The sequence below is a fragment of the Pseudochrobactrum sp. AO18b genome, from assembly GCF_000409565.1.
Classification (GTDB): domain Bacteria; phylum Pseudomonadota; class Alphaproteobacteria; order Rhizobiales; family Rhizobiaceae; genus Pseudochrobactrum; species Pseudochrobactrum saccharolyticum.
On the sequence record NZ_ANNO01000317.1, the window covers coordinates 1 to 20,819 of the forward strand.

A 20,819-nucleotide genomic window follows, 5' to 3' on the forward strand; every position below is an offset into this window, starting at 1 on the left:
TTTTCAATGGTTTGCAGGCCTTGTTTGTCTGTTAGATTCATGAAGGACGCAGGCTTGGCATGATGCAGTGCTTTTCTGCCCGAACCGGCAAAGAAAATAACAAGATTACGTTTTTTGCCATTGACGTGAAAAAAACAGCTGTTTAATCTCCCCTTATGGCTAAGAAAATTATTCTCGTGGTGGGTAAGCGTATGGGCAGGATGGTGTAACCATCCGGCGAAAGCTCCCATGCGCGAAACACAGGCTCCCTCAGGGGGCCTTTTTTATTATCTTCACACAACGAATATAGCTAAACAGTACGGGACTTCCGGTGGATATCAGGGAGTAATCACCGGAACAGCAGACGGGACATCGAAAGACAATGAGTACAGATACAAGTGGCACCACAGCCGCAGCGCAGAACGAAACCGGCAAACGGGAAATGACCGGTGCGGAAATGGTTGTGCAGGCACTGATCGATCAGGGCGTTGAGCATATTTTCGGCTATCCGGGCGGTGCGGTACTTCCGATCTATGACGAGTTGTTTCAGCAGGAAAAAGTTGAGCATATTCTTGTGCGTCACGAGCAGGGCGCCGGCCATGCGGCTGAAGGCTATGCCCGCTCAACCGGCAGAGTCGGTGTTATGCTGGTAACCTCCGGTCCGGGTGCCACCAATGCGGTAACACCTTTGCAGGATGCGCTGATGGATTCCATTCCGCTGGTTTGCATCACCGGTCAGGTTCCGACCAGTCTCATTGGTACAGATGCGTTTCAGGAAGCTGACACTGTCGGCATTACCCGCCCTTGCACCAAGCATAACTGGCTGGTTAAGGATGTGAATGATCTGGCACGCGTTCTGCACGAGGCATTCCATGTTGCGCGTACCGGTCGTCCGGGTCCTGTTGTTATTGATATTCCGAAGAACATCCAGTTTGCCACCGGCATGTATACGCCACCGGCAACCAGCCCGCGCACCAGCTATAATCCGGTTTTGAACGGCGATCAGAGCGCTATCCGCACTGCGGTTGAATTGCTGGCCAATGCGAAGAAGCCGGTTATCTATTCCGGCGGCGGTGTTATCAATTCCGGCCTTGAAGCTTCGAAACTGCTGCGTGAACTGGTCGAAATTACCGATTTCCCGATCACATCGACCCTGATGGGTCTGGGTGCTTATCCGGCTTCGGGCAAGAACTGGCTGGGTATGCTCGGCATGCATGGTACATTCGAAGCCAATATGACCATGCATGAATGTGATGTTATGCTGTGTATCGGTGCGCGTTTCGATGACCGTATCACCGGTCGTCTTGATGCTTTCTCGCCGAATTCCAAGAAGATTCACATTGATATCGACCCGTCTTCGATCAACAAGACTGTTCGCGTTGATGTGCCGATTATCGGTGATGTTGCCCATGTTCTGGAAGATATGGTGCGTCAGTACCGTGCCTCTGCCCAGCGTCCTGATAAGAAGGACATGAGCGCATGGTGGCAGCAGATCAATAAATGGCGTGCGCGCAATTCGCTGGCCTATAAGCACAGCCGCGATGTGATTATGCCGCAATATGCGCTGGAGCGTCTGCAGGAACTGACCAAAGATCGCAAAACCTATATCACCACAGAAGTTGGCCAGCACCAGATGTGGGCTGCTCAGTTCATGAAATTTGAGGAGCCGCATCACTGGATGACGTCCGGCGGTCTGGGCACCATGGGCTATGGTCTGCCTGCGGCATTGGGTGTGCAGATTGCCCATCCGGATGCGCTGGTTATTGATATTGCCGGTGATGCTTCGGTACAGATGTGTATTCAGGAAATGTCAGCGGCCATTCAGCATAATGCGCCGATCAAAATTTTCATTCTGAATAACCAGTATATGGGCATGGTGCGCCAGTGGCAGCAGCTGTTGCACGGTAACCGTCTGTCGCATTCTTATACAGAAGCGATGCCGGACTTTGTTAAACTGGCTGAAGCCTATGGCGGCACTGGTATCCGTTGCTCCAAGCCGGATGAGCTGGATGATGCAATCATGAAAATGATTGAAACAGACGGTCCGGTGATTTTTGACTGTCACGTTGCCAATCTGGCGAACTGCTTCCCGATGATCCCTTCAGGCAAGGCGCATAATGAAATGCTGTTGCCGGATGAAGCGACGGATGAAGCTGTTGCCAATGCCATTGACGCTAAAGACCGTCACCTCGTCTAATACCGGAACAAGGATATTCATTATGAACGCACAAAATGCAGCTTCCGGTTCAGCTTACTTTCTGACCGAAGAAACCCAGCTAGTTGAAACACATACACTATCGGTACTGGTTGATAACGAGCCGGGTGTTCTTGCCCGTGTTATCGGCCTGTTTTCCGGCCGTGGCTACAATATTGAGAGCCTGACGGTTTCTGAAACCGAGCACGAAAAGCACCTGTCGCGGATTACCATTGTAACGCGCGGCACAGCCAATGTGCTGGATCAGATCCGTCACTCGCTGGAACGTATTGTTCCGGTGCATCGCGTGGTTGATCTGACCTATCATGCTCAGCAGCTTGGTCATGAACGTCCGGTTGAACGTGAACTGGCGCTGATCAAAGTGGTTGGCAAAGGTGATGACCGTGCAGAAATGCTGCGTCTGGCTGATGCTTTCAAAGCCAAGGTTGTGGATGCAACGGTCGAGCATTTCATTTTTGAAATTACTGGCAAAGGCGCGAAGATCGATCAATTTATCGCGATTATGAAGCCGCTCGGTCTGATTGAGGTTTGCCGCACCGGCGTAGCTGCTATGATCCGTGGCGCTGAAGGAATGTAGTTCTTTCTGATAAGTGATTGAAAGCGGCACCGCTGTTCTCTGTCTGAGACAGCGGTGTTGTTTTTTGCAATGAGAGCGTTTTCAAGATGTTGCTTTCTTATGATGTTTTTATGGCCTTGGTGGTGTTTGCCTTTGTGACATCCATCACACCGGGGCCGAATAATCTGATGTTGCTGGCTTCCGGCGTGAATTTCGGTTTCCGCCGTACCATTCCGCATATGCTGGGAATTGGCATCGGCTTTCTGTCGCTTCTGCTTGGCGTCGGCTATGGTCTGGGTGCTGTGCTTGAAACCGCGCCGGCGCTGTATGTAGGGCTGAAATTCGCCGGTGGTGCCTATATGCTCTATCTGGCCTATAAAATCGCCACATCGACGTCTGTCGGTCGTGTCGATGATGAGAGCGCACAGCCGATGAGTTTTATGCAGGCTTGCTTGTTTCAATGGGTGAACCCGAAAGCATGGGTGATGGCTGTCACAGCAATGGCAAGCTATACGGTGCATGATGCCTATTCGCTTTCCGTGCTGCTGATCGGTGTTGTGTTTGCTGTGATTAATGTGCCGAGCGTGTCGTCATGGGCGGCTTTCGGCAGTCTGCTGCGCCAATGGCTGGAAGATCCGGTGCGGCTTAAATGGTTCAATCTGACGATGGCAGCTCTGCTGGTGGTCAGCCTGTGGCCGATGCTGAAGTGATAAACCTTGCTCTTTCGGGACGAATCCGGTCAATGGAAGGCATGATGGCAGAGGCATAATGGAATTTTCACCGGAACAGGACAACGCGCTGCAGGCTGTGGCGCAATGGTTGGCTAAAGGCCGTTCACCGATTTTTCGCCTTTTTGGCTATGCGGGAACGGGTAAGACGACGCTTGCGCGCTATTTCGCCGAGCATGTGGATGGTGAGGTGCAGTTTGCAGCCTTTACCGGTAAGGCTGCACAGGTCTTGCGCTCTAAAGGCGCAAGTAATGCCCGCACGCTGCATTCGCTGATCTACCGTCCGAAAGGTGAGGAAGCGATTGAGGATGAAACAACCGGCAAGACCTCGATCTCGCCGACTTTTTCGCTCAACCGTCAAAGCCCTGTTGCCAAAGCTGCGCTGATCGTTGTCGATGAATGTTCGATGGTCGATGAGCAGCTTGGCCGCGATCTGATGACATTCGGCACACCAATTCTGGTGCTGGGTGATCCCGGTCAGTTGCCGCCGATCAGTGGTGGCGGCTTCTTTACCGAACATGAGCCGGATTATCTGCTGACAGAAATTCACCGTCAGGCTCAGGATAATCCGATTATCCGTTTGGCACTGGATGTGCGTGAAGGCCGCGAAATCCCTTATGGCGATTACGGTGCTGCGCGCGTTATCAGCAAGGCGGAAGTTAATCAGGAACTGGTGCTGGATGCCGATCAGGTGCTTGTCGGCACTAACCGTACCCGCAAGCGCTATAATCAGCGGCTGCGCGAGCTCAAAGGTTTTACGGCAGAATATCCGCAATCCGGTGACAAGCTGGTTTGTCTGCGCAATGATCCGGCCAAAGGTTTGCTCAACGGTTCGCTCTGGAAGGTGATGACATCCTCCAAGGAAACCGTGAAGCCCGGCATTAATTTGCTGATTGCACCGGAAGATGAAGAGCCGGGTCGCGGCGTTGCCAAGATCAAGCTTCTGAAGGCGCAGTTTGAAGACCCGGATGCGGAAATTCCGTGGCAGACTAAAAAGCGTTTTGATGATTTTGACTATGGCTATGCGCTGACTACCCATAAAGCGCAGGGCTCGCAGTGGAATAATGTGGTGTTGTTTGATGAGAGCTATGCTTTCCGCGATACGCGTGAGCGCTGGCTCTATACGGCAATTACCCGTGCGGCGGAAAAACTAACAATCGTTCGCTAATAAATATAGCAGGGAGCTCGGATTATGGTTGCAACTCTGTCGGTTAATCTTAATGCGGTGGCAATGTTGCGTAACCGCCGTGATCTGCCTTGGCCGAGCGTGACCGGTCTGGGACGTATTGCGCTTGATGCCGGTGCTTCCGGCCTGACCGTGCATCCGCGCCCCGATCAGCGTCATATCCGTTTTTCTGATCTGGCAGATATTCGTGCATTGATTGATGATGAGTTCCCTCAGGCTGAATTCAATATTGAAGGCTATCCGTCTGAAGAGTTTCTGGCTCTGGTGGAACAACACGAGCCGGAACAGGTAACACTGGTGCCGGATGATCCAGCGCAGAATACCTCGGATCACGGCTGGGATTTTGCCAAACATAAGGTGATGCTGAGCGAAGTGACCAAGCGGCTGAAAGTACGCGGTATGCGTGTTTCAATGTTTGCTGATCCGACGCCGGATGGTCTTGAGATTGCGAAAGAGACCGGTGCCGACCGCGTGGAATTTTTCACCGGCCCTTATGGCGGTGCTTATGCGGATACTAAAGCGCAGGCGCATGAACTGGCATTGCTGGAAAAGGCCGCGTTGAAAGCTGCGGAACTCGGGTTAGGCATTAATGCGGGGCATGATCTGACCGTTGCCAATCTGCCTGCACTGGTAAAAGTCATGCCGACATTGAGCGAAGTTTCCATCGGTCATGGCCTGACAGCAGATGCACTGGAATATGGTATGCGCCAGTCGGTGCAGCGTTTTATCAAAGCACTCGGCTAAAATGCATTTTGTGTTTTGATTCAGTTTTCTCTTGTAATATTTTGATTTTGTTTAATTTCTGCCCTGATGAGCTATCCGTATTTGTGATGCCTCATCAGGGCAGTTATGCATTGATGCACATTGTTTTTGTGCAAAATTGAGCATTTATATACGGCCTTTCCGGCAGTTTTCTTTATGTCCGGAACATGGTTATACTGAGCACCGGATCAGCCTGTTTTCTTGTCTTCATATCCGGCTATCTGTGCTCATTCTGTATCAAAAGGTATTTAAAAGGTATTTTATGAATCAGGCGCAGCGTGAAGATATTGCCAATCAGGATGCGCCGGTCAGCGCAGATGAGGAACTTGTTGATCCTCATAATCATTCGGGAAATCTGAAGCTTTTAATGATGGGCGCGCTTGGCGTCGTCTATGGCGATATCGGTACCAGTCCGATTTATGCATTCCGTGAGGCGCTGCACGCTTCAATCACCGACGGCAATTTGCTGCGTGCTGAAATTCTTGGCGTGATCTCTCTGATTGTCTGGTCGCTGGCGCTGATTGTGACCGTGAAATATGTGCTGTTTGTGCTGCGTGCGGATAATAATGGCGAGGGCGGTATTCTCTCGCTGATGGCGCTGGTGCGCTCCAGTTTTGCCAATCGACCGGATATTATTCTCGGGATCGGTATTGTCGGTGCGTCACTGTTCTTTGGTGATGCGGTGATTACACCGGCAATTTCTGTACTTTCCGCAGTGGAAGGGCTGGAAATTGTTGCGCCGGATATGACGCCCTATGTCGTGCCGATTACGATCACTATTCTGGTTGTGCTGTTTTTTGTTCAGAAGCATGGCACAGGACGTATGGCGAGTATTTTCGGGCCAGTGATGCTGATCTGGTTTCTGGCACTTGGTCTCACAGGCTTTATCCATATTTTTGATGATCCGGGCATTCTGGCGGGGCTTAATCCTTATTACGCCTTTGCATTTCTTGGCGGTAATCCGGCCACGTCCTTTGCTACGATCGGTGCGATCTTTCTGGCGGTTACCGGTGCCGAAGCGCTTTATGCCGATCTCGGTCATTTCGGCCGCAAGCCGATTGTGCGGGCATGGCTGTGGGTTGTGTTTCCGAGCCTGATTTTGAATTATTTCGGGCAGGGCGCTTTCATTCTGACACATAGTGCTGCTGGCGGTGAGGAAGTGCGCAATCCGTTTTTCCAGATGATGCCGCATTGGGCGCTGCTGCCGATGGTGCTGCTGGCAACTGTTGCTACGGTTATCGCCAGTCAGGCGGTTCTGACCGGTACTTATTCGCTGGCGCGGCAAGCTGTGCAGCTGAATATTCTGCCAAGGCTTGAAGTGCTGCATACATCGGAAACATTACACGGCCAGATTTATATGCCGCGCATCAATATGCTGCTTGGCATTGCCGTTGTTCTGCTAGTGGTGACCTTCCAGAAATCGACAAATCTGGCTGCAGCCTATGGTATCGCGGTGACCGGCAATATGCTGGTGACAACGACCCTGCTGTTTTTTGTCATGCGCCGTCTCTGGAAATGGAGCCTGCCGGTTGTGGTGCTGACGATTGCCGGTTTCGCCATTGTTGATTTGATGTTCTTCAGTGCTAATCTGGTCAAAGTGCATCAGGGCGGCTGGGCGTCAATTGTTGTGGCCGCGCTGGTGCTGCTGGTGATGTGGACATGGGTGCGCGGTAGCCGCCATCTGTTCCAGAAAACCCGCAAGACAGAAGTGCCGCTGGATATTATCGTCAGTCAGATGGCGCGTAAGGAGCCGGTTATCGTGCCCGGCACAGCGGTGTTCCTGACCGGTGATCCGTCCAGTGTGCCGACGGCTCTGATGCATAGTCTCAAACATTATAAGGTTCTGCACGAGAACAATGTGATCCTGACCGTGGTGACAGCACCACGCCCTTGGGTGGATGAGGATGACCGTGCTCGCGTCTCGCAATATAGCGACCGGTTTATGCAGGTGACGCTGACTTTCGGTTATATGCAGTCGCCGAATATTCCGCGTGCGCTGGGGATTTGCCGCAAGCTTGGCTGGAAATATGACATCATGACCACGTCATTCTTCCTGTCGCGACGCGTCTTGCGTATTTCTCCGCGTTCACCAATGCCGCTCTGGCAGGCGAAATTATTTATTACGCTTGCCCGCAGCGCATCCGATGCCACGGAATATTTCCAGATTCCGACCGGTCGTGTGGTTGAAATCGGTACACAGGTCAATCTCTGAGTGTCTGGCCAAAAAGACATCGGAGATGGTTGCAAATGGCAATATTGGCCTCGGACATGAACCAGCCTTTGCGGTGTTGAGAATGTTGTATTATTTCCTCTGCCTGTAGCGGGCAGGGGAAATAGCCTATAAAATTTGTTTCGGCATAAAATCCCTCTTGCATTGTTGGTAAACTGGCGGCATAGTCCGAACCGTAACGTACGGTACGCATGATGAGAATCTCGTCAGGCTGCTGTTCAGACAAGTATTAAGGAGCGTGGAAGCGTGCAGTTGCAGCAACCTGAGAATGTCGTGAGCAATGTCGGAACCGGCACAGAGCTGACAGATCGTCAGAAAGATGTGCTGAACGCCGCGCTGGAACTCCTCGTTGAGGGTGGTGACAGTCTTACGATGGCGGGTGTTGCACGACGTGCAAGCTGCTCCAAGGAAACGCTGTATAAATGGTTCACTGACCGTGACGGTCTGCTGACTGCAACCGTGCAATGGCAGGCGTCGAAAGTGCGTGTTGTGCCGGTGGCGCGGGAAGGGCTGGATGAAGAATCGCTCTTTACCAGTCTGGAGCATTTTGCCCGCGACTGGCTGCTGGTTCTGTCCGGCAGCACATCCATCGCACTGAACCGCTTAGCGGTCAGCCATGCGGGTTCCGGTAAGTCGGATCTCGGTGAGATCGTGCTGAATAATGGTCCGATCGCTATGGCGCGTCGTCTCAAGCCGGTGCTTGAAACCGGACGCGATGCAGGTCTGCTGGACTTTGATGATATTAATGAGGCTTTTGCCTCGTTCTTCGGCCTTGTGGTGCGCGATATGCAGATCCGTCTGCTGCTCGGCGACCGTCATGAGGTCAGTGATGCAGAAATTATCCGCGATGCCAGAACGGCAACACGACAATTTTTTGCACTTTACGGAAATAAAGCCGGCGCCTGATTTTGCCGGTGTGGAATAGTGCCGGTTTTGAGGAAAAACGGCACAGACTAATAGCATAGAAGGAAGGGAATATCCTATGCGCGTTTATTATGACAGTGATGCAGACGTAAATCTGATTAAAGGCAAAAATGTTGTTATCGTTGGTTACGGTAGCCAGGGTCGCGCCCATGCGCTGAACCTGAAAGATTCCGGTGCCAAGCATGTCCGCATCGCGCTGCGCATGGATTCTGCTACTGTTAAAAAAGCTGAAGCTGACGGTTTTGAAGTTCTCAGCGTTGCAGATGCTGCTAAATGGGCAGACCTGATGATGATGGCAACCCCTGACGAATTGCAGGCTGACATCTATAAAGAACACATCCATGACAATCTGCGTGACGGCGCTGCCATTGCTTTTGCTCATGGTCTGAACGTTCATTTTGGTCTGATCGAAACCAAAAAGACTGTTGACGTTGTAATGATCGCGCCAAAAGGCCCGGGTCATACTGTGCGCGGCGAATACCAGAAGGGCGGCGGCGTACCTTGCCTGATCGCTATTCATCAGGATGCTTCCGGCAATGCCCATGATCTGGCTCTGTCTTACGCTTCGGGCGTTGGCGGCGGTCGTTCCGGCGTTATCGAAACCACATTCAAGGAAGAGTGCGAAACCGATCTGTTCGGTGAGCAGGCAGTTCTCTGCGGCGGTCTGGTTGAACTGATCCGCGCCGGCTTTGAAACGCTGGTTGAAGGCGGCTATGCCCCTGAAATGGCCTATTTCGAGTGCTTGCACGAAGTGAAGCTGATCGTTGATCTGATCTATGAAGGCGGTATCGCCAACATGAACTACTCGATCTCCAACACTGCTGAGTGGGGCGAATATGTAACTGGTCCACGCATCATCACTGCAGAAACCAAAGCTGAAATGAAGCGCGTTCTGCACGACATTCAGACCGGTAAATTCACATCCGACTGGATGCAGGAATACCGTGCCGGTGCTGCACGCTTCAAGGGTATCCGTCGTATGAACGACGATCACCAGATCGAAGAAGTTGGTGCCAAGCTGCGCGGCATGATGCCTTGGATTTCCAAGAACAAGCTGGTTGATAAGGCTCGCAACTAATCTGGCATTGCTTAATCACTGAATATCAGGCCCGCACAAAGTTTTGTTTGTGCGGGCCTGATTATTTATGGCAGTACTGCTGACGGGAGGAGTGAAATATGAGTGAAATTACTATCCGGCAGCTGGTGCCTGATGATTTTGCAATCATGCGCGAGATCAGGCTGGAGGCATTGCAGTTGCATCCGGAGGCTTACAGTTCGGCCTATGAGGACTGGGTGAAATTCTCTGAAGCTGACTGGCGTGCAAAGTTAAGCACACCGGTTTTTGCAGCTTTTGACGGCGAGAGACCGGTCGGACTCATCGGCCTGTGGCCGCAGGCTGGTGCGCGAACTGCTCACCGCGCCATTGTTGTGATGGTCTATGTGAAAAGTGAGATGCGCGGGCAGGGCATTGCGCAGAAATTAATGCAGGTTGTTGAAGCCTATGCGCGTGACAATGGCTTTACCCAGCTTGAGCTGAGTGTGCTGGCTGAGAATAAAACGGCATGGCAGCTTTACCTGCGCGAAGGATATACAGAATTCGGCCGCAGACCGAACTGGATTTCTCTCAACGGAGAAATGTTTGATGAGGTGATGATGCTGCGGTCAGTTGCTGAAAATGCATGATTGTTAGTTTTGTGCGGGTTATTTTATTCGAATGTAACGAAATTATCCGTCAAATCGCAATAAAATGAATAAAGGTCAGCATTACTGACATATTTTGCTTGTTTTGTTGTGAAATACGCATAAGGTGATAACCAAAGGCTCACAGCTTTTAGTTAAGTTTTATGGTCTATTTCACGGCATCTCTTTTGACTTTATGAGGAACCCCCATGCTGGATTGGGAAAAAATATTCGCAACACGTTCATCGCGTATGAAAGCGTCGGAAATTCGTGAATTGTTGAAACTGCTTGAGCGTCCGGATATTATTTCTTTCGCGGGCGGTATTCCTGATCCGAAACTGTTTCCGGCAGAAGAATTCAAAGAGGCCTATGCCGATATTTTCGCCACGGGCAAATCCGATGCCGCGCTGCAATATTCGGTAAGTGAAGGCTATAAGCCGCTGCGCGAATGGTTGCAGGGTGAAATGGCAAAAATCGGCGTGCCTTGCACTGCTGAAAATATCTTCATCACTTCCGGTTCGCAGCAGGCGCTGGATTATCTCGGCAAGCTGTTCCTGTCGCCGAATGATACGGCGCTGGTTGTGCGCCCGACCTATCTCGGTGCGCTGCAGGCTTTCAATGCCTATGAGCCGACCTATGATACACTGCAGCCAAACGGCAACCGTACTCCGGCTTCCTATGAAGAAGCTGCTGAGAAGACTGGCGGTAAGGTAAAATTTGCCTATTTCTCAGCAGATTTCAGCAATCCGACCGGTGAAACCATTGATCGTGAAGGCCGTGAAAAGCTGATCGATCTGGGCGATGAAATGGATATCGCGCTGATCGAAGATGCTGCCTACCAGTATCTGCGTTTTGACGGCACGCCGATTCCGCCGGTTCTGGCGCTGGAAATTGAGCGCAAAGGCTCGATTGAAAATACCCGCACCATCTATTCCGGCAGCTTCTCCAAGACACTGGCACCGGGTCTGCGTGTTGGCTATGTCGTTGCCAATGCGACAGTCATCCGCAAACTGGTACTGATGAAACAGGCTGCGGATCTGCATTCCTCAACCATCAATCAGCTGGCTGTGCATCATGTTGCTGCCAATGGTTTTGATGCGCAGATTGCTAAAATCCGCTCTGTCTATTCACACCGCCGCAATAAAATGCTGGAAGCGCTGGATAAATATATGCCGAAATCGGCCACATGGACAAAGCCTGAGGGCGGTATGTTTGTCTGGGTCAATCTGCCGGATTATATGAACGGGGCTGATCTTCTGGCCGCTGCGATTGAAACAGAGAAAGTGGCTTTTGTTCCGGGTAAAGCATTCCATGCGGATGGCACCGGTGCCAATACACTGCGTCTCGCTTATTCCTGTGCCAATGACGAGATGATTGAAGAAGGCATCAAGCGCCTTGGCAATCTGATCCGTGCCCATGAGAAAAATTGAGAATAAGCAATCTCATTGAATGAAAAAAAAGCCGGAGCCTGCTGCTCCGGCTTTTTTATATCTTCACGGCCGGAGTTTCAGCTGAAGTATATCACCGTTAAATGGATGTATTTAATTGCGATATGCATTGGTGCTTAACCTGCTGAATTTACGGCTTTCTTTGCAAAAAGATGCTTGGCTTTGTCCGGCAATCCTGTAGCCTGACCTTGTTATAATTTTATAAATCTGAGTCCTTATACAGCGACAGGATTCAGGCGGAGAGATTGAGGGGAAACTCATGACTATAATTAAAAAATACACGCTGGCTCTGGCCTGTGCGTCGGTGCTTGGTCTGTCAGCGGTTGCTGCACAGGCGGCAACGCCGGCGGATACGCTGGTTGTGGCAATGGCCATTGATGATGTGATTTCTCTCGATCCGGCAGAAATTTTCGAGATCACCACGTCGGAAATTCTGACCAACACCTATGAACGTCTGGTGACCACAGATCCGAAAGATCCGACCAAGATCATTCCGCAGATTGCGGAAAGCTGGGTGGTCTCGGAAGATGGTAAGACCATTACTTTCAAGGTTAAGCAGGGGCAGAAATTTGCTTCGGGCAATCCGCTGACGGCGCAGGATGTTGTTTATTCCCTGCACCGCGCGATCAAGCTTGATCTCAGCCCTGCATTCATCATCAGCCAGTTTGGTCTGAACAAAGACAATGTGGAAAAGCTGGTGACTGCGCCGGATGATTATACGGTCGTGTTCTCCACGGAAGAAACTTTCGCGCCGAGCTTCGTGCTCAATGGGCTGTCTTCCAGTGTGGCTTCTGTTGTTGACAGCAAGCTGGTTGAAGAACATGCGGTTAAAACCGAAAAAACGGAAGCCAAGCCGTTTGATACAGATTTCGGTTATGACTGGCTGAAGCGTAATTATGCAGGTTCCGGCGTTTACAGCCTGAAAGAGTGGCGCTCGAATGAAGTGATCCTGCTGGAGCGCAATGAGAATTACAGCGGCCCAAAACCGGCTGTAAAACGCGCTATTTATCGTCATGTGAAGGAGAGCGTGTCGCAGCGTCTGCTGTTGCAGGCCGGTGATATTGATGTCGCCCGTAACCTTGAGCCGGGTGATATTGCAGAATTTGCCAAGAACAGCGATTTCAATATTCTCAGTGCTCCGAAGGGGCGCACCTATTATCTGACAGCCAACCAGAATGTGCCGAACCTTGCCAAGCTGGAAGTCCGTCAGGCGATGAAATATCTCGTTGATTATGACGCTATTGAAAATACGCTGATCAAAGGTATCGGCCGCACACATCAGTCCTTCCTGCCGCTTGGTATGTTCGGAGCGATTGATGACAAGCCGTTCAAACTGGATGTTGATAAAGCGAAGCAGCTTCTGGCCGATGCCGGTCTGCAAGATGGTTTCAGTGTGACGCTTGATGTGCGTAATACACAGCCAGGCATTGGTATTGCTGAAAGCATTCAGCAGACTTTTGCCAAAGCCGGTATCAAGGTTGAGCTGTTGCAGGGTGACGGTAAGCTGACGACAACAAAAGTACGTGCGCGCAAGCATCAGCTTTCGCTGGGTATCTGGGGCCCTGATTACTGGGATCCGCATACCAATGCATCGACCTTCTCCTATAATCCGGATAATGGCGATGAAGTGTCGATGAAAACGACAGCATGGCGCAGTTCATGGGACATTCCAGAAATGTCCAAGGAAACCATGGATGCGGCAAAAGAAACAGACACTGCAAAACGCGAGCAGATGTACCACAAAATCCAGAAGGATTTTCAGGAGACAAGCCCGTTCGTGATGCTTTATCAGCAGATTGAAACGGCTGTTGCTGCCAAAAATGTCAAGAACTTCAATATGGTGGCTGATGCCAACTATATTACCGAAGTCAGCAAAGACTAAAAGTTAGCACCTGCTGTAAATTTATTATGCCCCTTCCGCGATCAATGGCTGAAGGGGCATAATTATTTGAGAAGCAAATTTCAGAACGGCGAATTGCAGGTGGTGCGGCTGCCGGCAAAAGGCTGATATGTATTATCGGACGCACGATATGAGCGGTACTGATTACTGCACCACTGCATATGATTGATATTATCGCCCGCATTGGCTGATTTTGCCGAGCCGATGCGTTTTGTAGCGCCGCGCTGCACCAGCGGATCGCCGTTTTTATAATGCAGCACGCCGTCTTCCGTATAATAGGCACCGCTTTCTTTGCAGAGTGTGGAGCCGTAACAGTTCCGGCTGGCAGGGTCTGCGCGATTGCTGCCGGTAATGCCGCCGACAATCAGAAGGCCGGTCGGGTTCAGAGATGGAATGCCGCCGCTGATCTGGTTGCCGCCTGCATAGGCTGATGCGCCGGAGAGCAGGGCAATGCCCATTGTGAATGCGGTTTTCAGAATGAATCTGGACATAGGGATATCCGTTCGTGAATTTATATAGCTTAGGGCTAATATAGTATAAAAATGCTGCCAATTTAAGAGGCAGGCTTTCTGAAGAAAATCAGTTGCAGGCAATATCACTGATTGCAATTCAACATATGGTGTTTAGGTTGAGTTATCGCATGCCGCGGAAAAGTGGGTGCCGGTTTATCCTGTAAGCCGGATGTGAACGCAATGATGAGTAGCTTAATGTCTGAGACGGTTTCTGCGCAGTCAACACCGGTTATGGATAATGTTCAGCCAGAAGGGCCGGTATTATTCACCTTAGCGACATTCAATATTGAAAACCTGATGCGCCGGTTTGATTTTACCGGTTATCGCAATGAGTTGCGTCAGGATCGCTCATTGCAGCTCTTTGCGATTGATAATGAAACACAATACCGGCAACTCGAACAGGCGCGGATGGTGGCGCATACGGATGATACGCGGCAATTATCTGCTCTGTCGATTGCGCAGACACGGGCGGATATTCTCTGCTTGCAGGAAGTTGATGATCTCGCTGCACTAAATGCTTTTGAATATGGCTACCTGTTCAAGATGGTGGGGCAGGGCTACAAACATAAATATCTGATCGATGGTAATGACAGTCGCGGTATTGATGTCAGTGTGATGATGCGTGACGTAACGCGCAGCGGCCACACGATTGAGCTGGTGAAGCTGGAGAGCAATGCACATCTGACCTATCAGGATCTGGGTATTTATGATCCTGTACTGTCCTCCGTGGGAATTGAAGCCCATGAGCGGGTGTTTAAACGCGATTGTCTGATGCTGGATCTGCGCATCGGCGGCAAGCCGCTGACGGTCTTTGTTACGCATTTCAAATCCATGGGCGGTGTACGCTATGGTCAGGATCCCAAGCTGACAACACTGCCGGTACGACTGGCCGAGGCGCAGGCGGTTCGTATGATTATCGAGAAAAAATTCGGCCGTGACGGTGCTGCGGATGCTTCATGGGTGATCTGCGGTGATTTCAATGATTATTACGAGAAGCTCGCGATAAGCGGCGACCAGTGGGACGGCTATGATTTTACGCCGGTTCAGGAGCCGGATAATTGCCTGAATGTGTTTCTGAATGACGGTTTTGCGGTCAATCTGGTGGAGCGGCGGCCGGAGCTCGATCGCTGGACTTTGTATCACACACGTGGCCCGCAGGAGCGCCACCTGTGCCAGCTGGATTATATCTGGGCATCACCGGCACTGGCACAGCGCAATGCACAGGCTGTGCCGGAAATTATCCGCAATGGGCAACCTTACCGCACCTTATTTCCTGAAGGGCAGGATGTGGCGCGTTTCCCGCGTATCGGCTGGGACAGACCAAAAGCAAGTGATCATTGTCCTGTTGCCGTCACACTTGAGCTTTAAGGACAGGCTCAGTCTAACGGAGCAGACGAATGCAAAGCAGAGATCAGAACAGGGTTTATCCTGTCCGTGACGTCAGGATACAGGTTGTTGCCGGTGTTCCTGATTATGTTGTCCGGAATCAGAAGGCTATTGATGAAAACTGGCAGCAGGAAGTAGCAAGCAATCCGACACTCTATGACGGAGAAATTTATCTGGCGGCAGAGGCGCGCCTGTCTGAAGATATTCTGAGTGCGCCCTATCAGCGTACCAGTTTTCGCAGTCTGCTTTACTGGCGTAAAGACAAAAGTACGGATAAGCCGTTTCATATTTTCGGCAGTGGCGTCATCGTCTCCTCAGATAATCAGCTATTGCTCGGACAAATGGCCTCACACAACGCTGTCGGCGGCCGGATTTATTTTCCGGCGGGCTCCAATGACGATCAGGATATTGTTGACGGTGTGGTTGATCTTGACGGAAATGCCAGACGTGAAGTGCTGGAGGAAACCGGAATTGACCTGAATCATGCAGTGCGTACCGGTGGCTATAGTCTGGTTATGTGTGATCGCAGTTTGGCGCTGTTCCGTTGTTATTATTTCGACCGCACGGCGGATGAATTGCAGAGGCAGGCGGAGGAATTTATTGCAGCGCAAAAGCAGCCGGAATTATCGCGGGTGCTGATGATCGGGCAGGGCGGCATATTGGATGAACGCAGTCCCGATTATATTCGCACTTTCACCGACTGGTATTTTGCGCAATAGTAACGGCATATGATGCGGGCGGCTGAGATTTGAATTGCATATTATGCACTTCATGAATCATTTGAATGTTTTAACCGGCAATGCAAATGTGTTGAATCAGATACGGTACTTTCGAAAGTTCCGGAGCGGGGCGGACATGGATCATCTTAAAGGGCAGGGAATATGAACGGCATGGCTGTACAGGGGCGTTTCTACGAGATCTATGATGTTTTCACAGAGAAAGCTCTAAGCGGTAATCCGCTTGCTATTGTTCATGATTCTGAAGGGCTGGATGATGCCACAATGCTGGCCATTGCCCGCGAGTTCAATCTCTCGGAAACTGTGTTTGTTGCTCCTGCAGTTAATCCGCTGCATACAGCTTCGATACGGATTTTTACGCCGGATTATGAGTTGAATTTTGCCGGTCATCCGACCGTGGGTACGGCGGTTGCGCTGGCCTATAAAAATTGCAACGGACAAAAACCTCAGACCGACCTGATTATGACGCTTGAGGAAAAAGTCGGGCCGGTACGTGTTGCGGTTCACTGTGCAGGCTCCGGTGACACGGAAGGACAGTCGGCGGCCTTCGCCGAATTTGACCTGCCACGCCTGCCTGAGCGCGTGAATATCACCGTAGAGAAAGAGCAGGCCGCCGCTGCCTTGCGCCTCAATACACATGAAATCGGCTTTGAAAATCACGTGCCTTCGGTCTGGAGCGGCGGTAAGCCGTTTGTGCTGGTGCCGGTGAAGAATATGATTGCCGCTGCCAAAGTTGTGGTTGATCCGGTTTTTGTGGAGGATCATATGCAGGCTTTTGAAGGTCGTGCGATACCTTTTTACATTTATACCCGTGAGACACGGCTCTTTGAGAGCAATTATCATGCGCGGATGTTCACTTCCGGCAAGCATGTCTATGAAGATCCGGCCACCGGTTCTGCGGTTGCCGCCTTTGCCGGTGCAATCAACGAATTTGACCAGCCTGTAGACGGGCTGACACAGTTGTGGATTGAGCAGGGTATTCAGATGGGCAGACCATCGCGCATCCGGCTGGAGCTGGATGTGGCTGCGAAGAAGCTGACCGGTGCGCGTATCGGCGGCAGTGCGGTTAAGGTTGCTGAAGGCTATCTGAAGATTTAGAATATGTTGCATTGCGTGGCTGGTTCTTGCTAAAAGTCACAAGATGCAACATTTCTGTATCTGGAGTTGTCTGTGGCAGAAACCTCACCGCAATCTGAACATCAAAATCCGGTTGATGCTCAAAACCCGACCGGGCAACGCATTCTGGCATCGCAGCGTCATGATGAGATTCTGCGCAGGCTGAATGAAGATGGCGTGGCGGGTATCAGTGAGGTTGCGGCGTTTTTTGACGTCTCACGGGAGACAATTCGCCGTGATCTGAAACTGCTGGCGCAGCGGGGATTGCTGGCGCTGGTTCATGGCGGGGCTACAAAAATCCAGCTTCATGAACCAGCCTTCGGGGTGCGCAGTCAGGAAAATAGCGGAGGCAAAGCCGCAATAGGTCAGGCCGCCTGTGCCTTGATCCGCTCCGGCATGGTAGTTTTTCTGGACTCCGGCACAACGACTTTGGCTCTTGCTCAGGCTTTAACACAACAGGATAAAGCACCGGAAAACCTGACAATTTGCACCACAAGCCTGCGAATTGCATTGCAGCTTTGCCATGTGCCGACCATACGCGTGCATATTTTAGGCGGTGAGATCAGTCCTGAAGAAGAGGCCAGCGGCGGTATTGATGTATTACAGGCGCTGGAGCATTTTCGGTTTGATCTGGCATTTCTTGGCACGGGCGGCATTACTGCCGAGGGCGAGATTACGGACTTTACCCGTAACGGTGCGGAACTGCGCTCGCGGCTTGCTGTTGTTGCCGGTGAAGCATGGTTTCTGGCCAGCGCAGAGAAATTCGGACGCATGACGCCGCTGCGTGTTGCACATTATGAGCAAGCCGCAGGCATTATTACAGATCACAGACCGGAGCCGCAGTTTGTGACGGCACTGGCTGAGAAGGGTCTCCGCTTGCATATTTCATAAATGTTATTTTTTGTTGCATTTTATGTTGTTTTTTGTTGCTTTGTTTTTATAGTGATCTCAACCGGAGGGAGTGAGGTCATGACAGAGCATAAGGCAGATCATAAAGACAAAGCAGATAGTTTTCCGTCTCAAGCGCGGGTGGTGATTATTGGTGGGGGCATTATCGGCTGTTCCGTTGCCTATCATCTGACCAAGGCTGGATGGACAGATGTTGTGTTGCTGGAGCAGGGCAGTCTGAGTTGCGGCACAACATGGCATGCGGCAGGACTGGTGGGGCAGTTGCGCAGCCATGCCAATATGACCGGCCTGATCCGCTACTCCACACAGCTTTACAGCGAACTTGAGGCAGAAACCGGCTTAGCGACCGGATGGAAGAAATGCGGCTCCCTGTCTGTTGCCCGTAGCAAAGATCGCATGACTGTTTTGCAGCGCACCGCTGCCTCTGCCCGTGCGCAGGGTGTTAATGTCGAGGTTATTTCAGCCCGTGAGGCAGGCGATCTCTGGCCGGTTATGGCCACGGATGACTTACAGGGGGCGGTCTGGCTGCCGGATGACGGCAAGGCCAATCCCAGTGATCTGACACAATCTTTGGCGCGCGGCGCGCGAATGCGCGGTGCCAGAATATTGGAACGGGTTCAGGTGACCGGTATTACCGTGAAAAACGGTCGTGCTTGTGGTGTTGAAACGGATCGCGGGAATATTACTGCGGAAATCGTGGTCAATTGCGCGGGGCAATGGGCGCGTAAAGTCGGGCAGATGTGCGGTGTAACGGTGCCTCTGCATTCGGCAGAGCATATGTATATCGTCACCGGAAAGATTGAGGGCGTGCATCCGGATTTACCGGTTATGCGTGATCCGGACGGATATATTTATTTCAAGGAAGAGGTTGGTGGTCTGGTTATGGGCGGTTTTGAGCCGCAGGCCAAACCATGGGGTATGCAGGGTATTCCTGATAAGTTTGAATTTGCTTTACTGGAAGATGACTGGGATCAGTTTGAGCCGTTGATGGAAAATGCTCTGATCCGCGTGCCGCAACTGGCGGAAGCAGAAGTGAAGAAGTTTTATAACGGGCCGGAAAGCTTCACTCCTGATAATAATTTTATTCTCGGTGAGGCACCGGAGCTGAAGAATTTCTTTGTTGGCGCCGGTTTTAATTCCATGGGTATTGCCAGTGCCGGCGGTGCGGGACGTGCGCTCGCGGAATGGATTATCAATGGTGCTCCGACAATGGATTTATGGCCGGTGGATATCCGCCGTTTTGCCGGTTTCAACAATAATCAGCGCTGGTTACATGACCGCGTTAAAGAAACGCTTGGTCTGCATTATGCAATGCCTTGGCCGAACCGCGAGCTGGATACGGCGCGGCCGTTCCGCCGGTCGCCGCTTTATCATCTTCTGGAGGCGAAGGGAGCTTGTTTCGGTTCGAAAATGGGGTGGGAACGCGCGAACTGGTTTGCGGATAAGGGGCAGAAGCCGGAGACGGTCTATAGTTTCGGGCGGCAGAACTGGCATGAGAATGTCGGGCGTGAAATGCAGGCTGTACGCGAGCGTGTTGCTCTCTTTGATCAGAGTTCTTTCGCCAAGCTGCTGATACAGGGGCGTGATGCCTGCCGGGTTCTCAATCATCTCTGTGTCGCTGATATTGATGTGCCGGTGGGGTCGTCGGTTTATACGGGCATGCTCAATGAGCGCGGCGGTTATGAAACAGATCTGACTGTGCTGCGGCTTGGTGCGGAGAAGTTTCTGATTATTACCGGCTCCGCGCAGGCAGTTCACGATGCGGATTGGATTAACCGGCATATTGCTGAAGGCGATTATATAGCGGTCACCGATGTTTCTTCCGCCTATGCAGTGCTGGCACTGATGGGGCCGCAATCCCGCAGCCTATTGCAAAAACTGAGTGATACGGATTTCAGCAATGCAGCATTTCCTTTCGGGCAGGTGCGTGAAATCGGTGTGGGCTATGCAACCGCTTTTGCCAACCGCATGACCTATGTGGGTGAGCTTGGCTGGGAGCTGATTGTGCCTGTTGAATTTGCCGTTGGTGTTTATGAAGCGCTGCAGGAAGCGGGGCAGGAATTCGGCCTGCTTGATGCAGGATATTATGCGCTGGAAGCCCTGCGCCTTGAGAAAGGCTATCGTGCATGGAGCCGCGAACTGACGCCGGATATTAATCCCTATGAGGCCGGACTGGGTTTTACTGTAGCGATGGATAAGGCCGGTGGTTTTATCGGGCGGGATGCGCTGGTGAAGTTCAAGGCTGATAATCTTCTGAAGCGGCGCATTGTGCAGCTGACGCTTGATGATGCAGATGCCGTTTTGTGGGGCGGGGAACTGATCCTGCGCAATGGCGTGCCTGCCGGTGAAATCCGTTCTGCCGCTCATGGTCATACATTGGGCTGTGCTGTTGCGCTGGGGCTGGTCAGTCATGCGGAGGGCGTTAGTAAAGACTGGCTGGAGCAGGGGGATTTTGAGGTTGATGTCGCTGGTCAGCGCTACCCTGCGCATGTGCATTTACGCAGCCCTTATGACCCGAAATCCGAGCGGGTAAAGATCTGATTTTGATTCA

Annotated in this window: 17 protein-coding genes and 1 pseudogene; 16 read left to right on the top strand and 2 right to left on the bottom strand. The window is 51.5% G+C overall.

Features of this window, described 5'->3' with window-relative positions; all coding sequences use genetic code 11:
* Nucleotides 1-230, bottom strand: a pseudogene (locus A918_RS22210) (hypothetical protein); the annotation flags it as partial.
* A 131-nt stretch (nucleotides 231-361) separates the two neighbouring features.
* Between A918_RS22210 and A918_RS0112560 the strand changes: the two are divergent.
* The 11 genes from A918_RS0112560 (at nucleotide 362) to A918_RS0112610 (ending at nucleotide 13,590) form a co-directional block, all read left to right on the top strand.
* Nucleotides 362-2,176 (top strand): acetolactate synthase 3 large subunit, encoded by a 1,815-nt coding sequence (locus tag A918_RS0112560; RefSeq protein ID WP_022711403.1) that lies wholly within the window; start codon nucleotides 362-364, stop codon nucleotides 2,174-2,176.
* 22 nt (nucleotides 2,177-2,198) lie between these two features.
* Nucleotides 2,199-2,771, top strand: coding sequence for an acetolactate synthase small subunit (gene ilvN, locus A918_RS0112565; RefSeq protein ID WP_022711404.1), 573 nt, complete (start codon nucleotides 2,199-2,201; stop codon nucleotides 2,769-2,771).
* A gap of 86 nt (nucleotides 2,772-2,857) precedes the next feature.
* On the top strand, nucleotides 2,858-3,460 hold the full coding sequence (locus A918_RS0112570) for a LysE family translocator (RefSeq protein ID WP_022711405.1): 603 nt from the start codon (nucleotides 2,858-2,860) through the stop codon (nucleotides 3,458-3,460).
* A gap of 58 nt (nucleotides 3,461-3,518) precedes the next feature.
* The gene (locus A918_RS0112575) at nucleotides 3,519-4,646 is read left to right on the top strand and encodes an ATP-dependent RecD-like DNA helicase (protein ID WP_022711406.1); all 1,128 of its coding nucleotides are present in this window, start codon (nucleotides 3,519-3,521) and stop codon (nucleotides 4,644-4,646) included.
* Nucleotides 4,647-4,670: 24 nt separating this feature from the next.
* Entirely contained in the window at nucleotides 4,671-5,408 is a 738-nt protein-coding gene (locus A918_RS0112580; RefSeq protein WP_022711407.1) for a pyridoxine 5'-phosphate synthase, read from the top strand.
* A gap of 385 nt (nucleotides 5,409-5,793) precedes the next feature.
* Nucleotides 5,794-7,638 carry a potassium transporter Kup gene (locus A918_RS0112585; RefSeq protein ID WP_245257326.1) on the top strand — a complete coding sequence of 615 codons (1,845 nt, stop codon included), beginning with the start codon at nucleotides 5,794-5,796 and terminating at the stop codon, nucleotides 7,636-7,638.
* A 291-nt stretch (nucleotides 7,639-7,929) separates the two neighbouring features.
* Nucleotides 7,930-8,562 (top strand): TetR/AcrR family transcriptional regulator, encoded by a 633-nt coding sequence (locus A918_RS0112590; protein WP_028233755.1) that lies wholly within the window; start codon nucleotides 7,930-7,932, stop codon nucleotides 8,560-8,562.
* Between the two features lie 76 nt (nucleotides 8,563-8,638).
* A complete protein-coding gene (ilvC, locus tag A918_RS0112595) occupies nucleotides 8,639-9,658 on the top strand; it encodes a ketol-acid reductoisomerase (protein WP_022711410.1) in 1,020 nt (339 codons plus the stop codon).
* Nucleotides 9,659-9,756: 98 nt separating this feature from the next.
* Complete coding sequence (locus tag A918_RS0112600) at nucleotides 9,757-10,263, top strand: GNAT family N-acetyltransferase (RefSeq protein ID WP_022711411.1); 507 nt, start codon at nucleotides 9,757-9,759, stop codon at nucleotides 10,261-10,263.
* Between the two features lie 206 nt (nucleotides 10,264-10,469).
* Nucleotides 10,470-11,690 (top strand): PLP-dependent aminotransferase family protein, encoded by a 1,221-nt coding sequence (locus A918_RS0112605; protein WP_022711412.1) that lies wholly within the window; start codon nucleotides 10,470-10,472, stop codon nucleotides 11,688-11,690.
* 277 nt (nucleotides 11,691-11,967) lie between these two features.
* Nucleotides 11,968-13,590, top strand: a complete 1,623-nt coding sequence (locus A918_RS0112610) for an ABC transporter substrate-binding protein (RefSeq protein WP_022711413.1) — start codon at nucleotides 11,968-11,970, stop codon at nucleotides 13,588-13,590.
* A gap of 80 nt (nucleotides 13,591-13,670) precedes the next feature.
* Here the strand turns inward: A918_RS0112610 and A918_RS0112615 are convergent, their stop codons facing one another.
* Nucleotides 13,671-14,099: a BA14K family protein gene (locus A918_RS0112615; RefSeq protein WP_022711414.1), complete on the bottom strand. Its 429-nt coding sequence runs from the start codon at nucleotides 14,097-14,099 to the stop codon at nucleotides 13,671-13,673.
* A 318-nt stretch (nucleotides 14,100-14,417) separates the two neighbouring features.
* On the opposite strand from A918_RS0112615, the gene A918_RS0112620 reads away from it, so the two are divergent.
* From A918_RS0112620 to A918_RS0112640, 5 genes are all read left to right on the top strand, one after another.
* Nucleotides 14,418-15,488: an endonuclease/exonuclease/phosphatase family protein gene (locus A918_RS0112620; RefSeq protein ID WP_084664809.1), complete on the top strand. Its 1,071-nt coding sequence runs from the start codon at nucleotides 14,418-14,420 to the stop codon at nucleotides 15,486-15,488.
* A 29-nt stretch (nucleotides 15,489-15,517) separates the two neighbouring features.
* Nucleotides 15,518-16,225, top strand: coding sequence for an NUDIX hydrolase (locus A918_RS0112625; RefSeq protein WP_022711416.1), 708 nt, complete (start codon nucleotides 15,518-15,520; stop codon nucleotides 16,223-16,225).
* Nucleotides 16,226-16,387: 162 nt separating this feature from the next.
* Nucleotides 16,388-17,341, top strand: a complete 954-nt coding sequence (locus tag A918_RS0112630; RefSeq protein ID WP_022711417.1) for a PhzF family phenazine biosynthesis protein — start codon at nucleotides 16,388-16,390, stop codon at nucleotides 17,339-17,341.
* Nucleotides 17,342-17,407: 66 nt separating this feature from the next.
* On the top strand, nucleotides 17,408-18,250 hold the full coding sequence (locus tag A918_RS0112635; RefSeq protein WP_371257520.1) for a DeoR/GlpR family DNA-binding transcription regulator: 843 nt from the start codon (nucleotides 17,408-17,410) through the stop codon (nucleotides 18,248-18,250).
* A gap of 78 nt (nucleotides 18,251-18,328) precedes the next feature.
* Nucleotides 18,329-20,809 (top strand): FAD-dependent oxidoreductase, encoded by a 2,481-nt coding sequence (locus tag A918_RS0112640; RefSeq protein ID WP_022711419.1) that lies wholly within the window; start codon nucleotides 18,329-18,331, stop codon nucleotides 20,807-20,809.
* Nucleotides 20,810-20,819 lie beyond the last annotated feature (10 nt).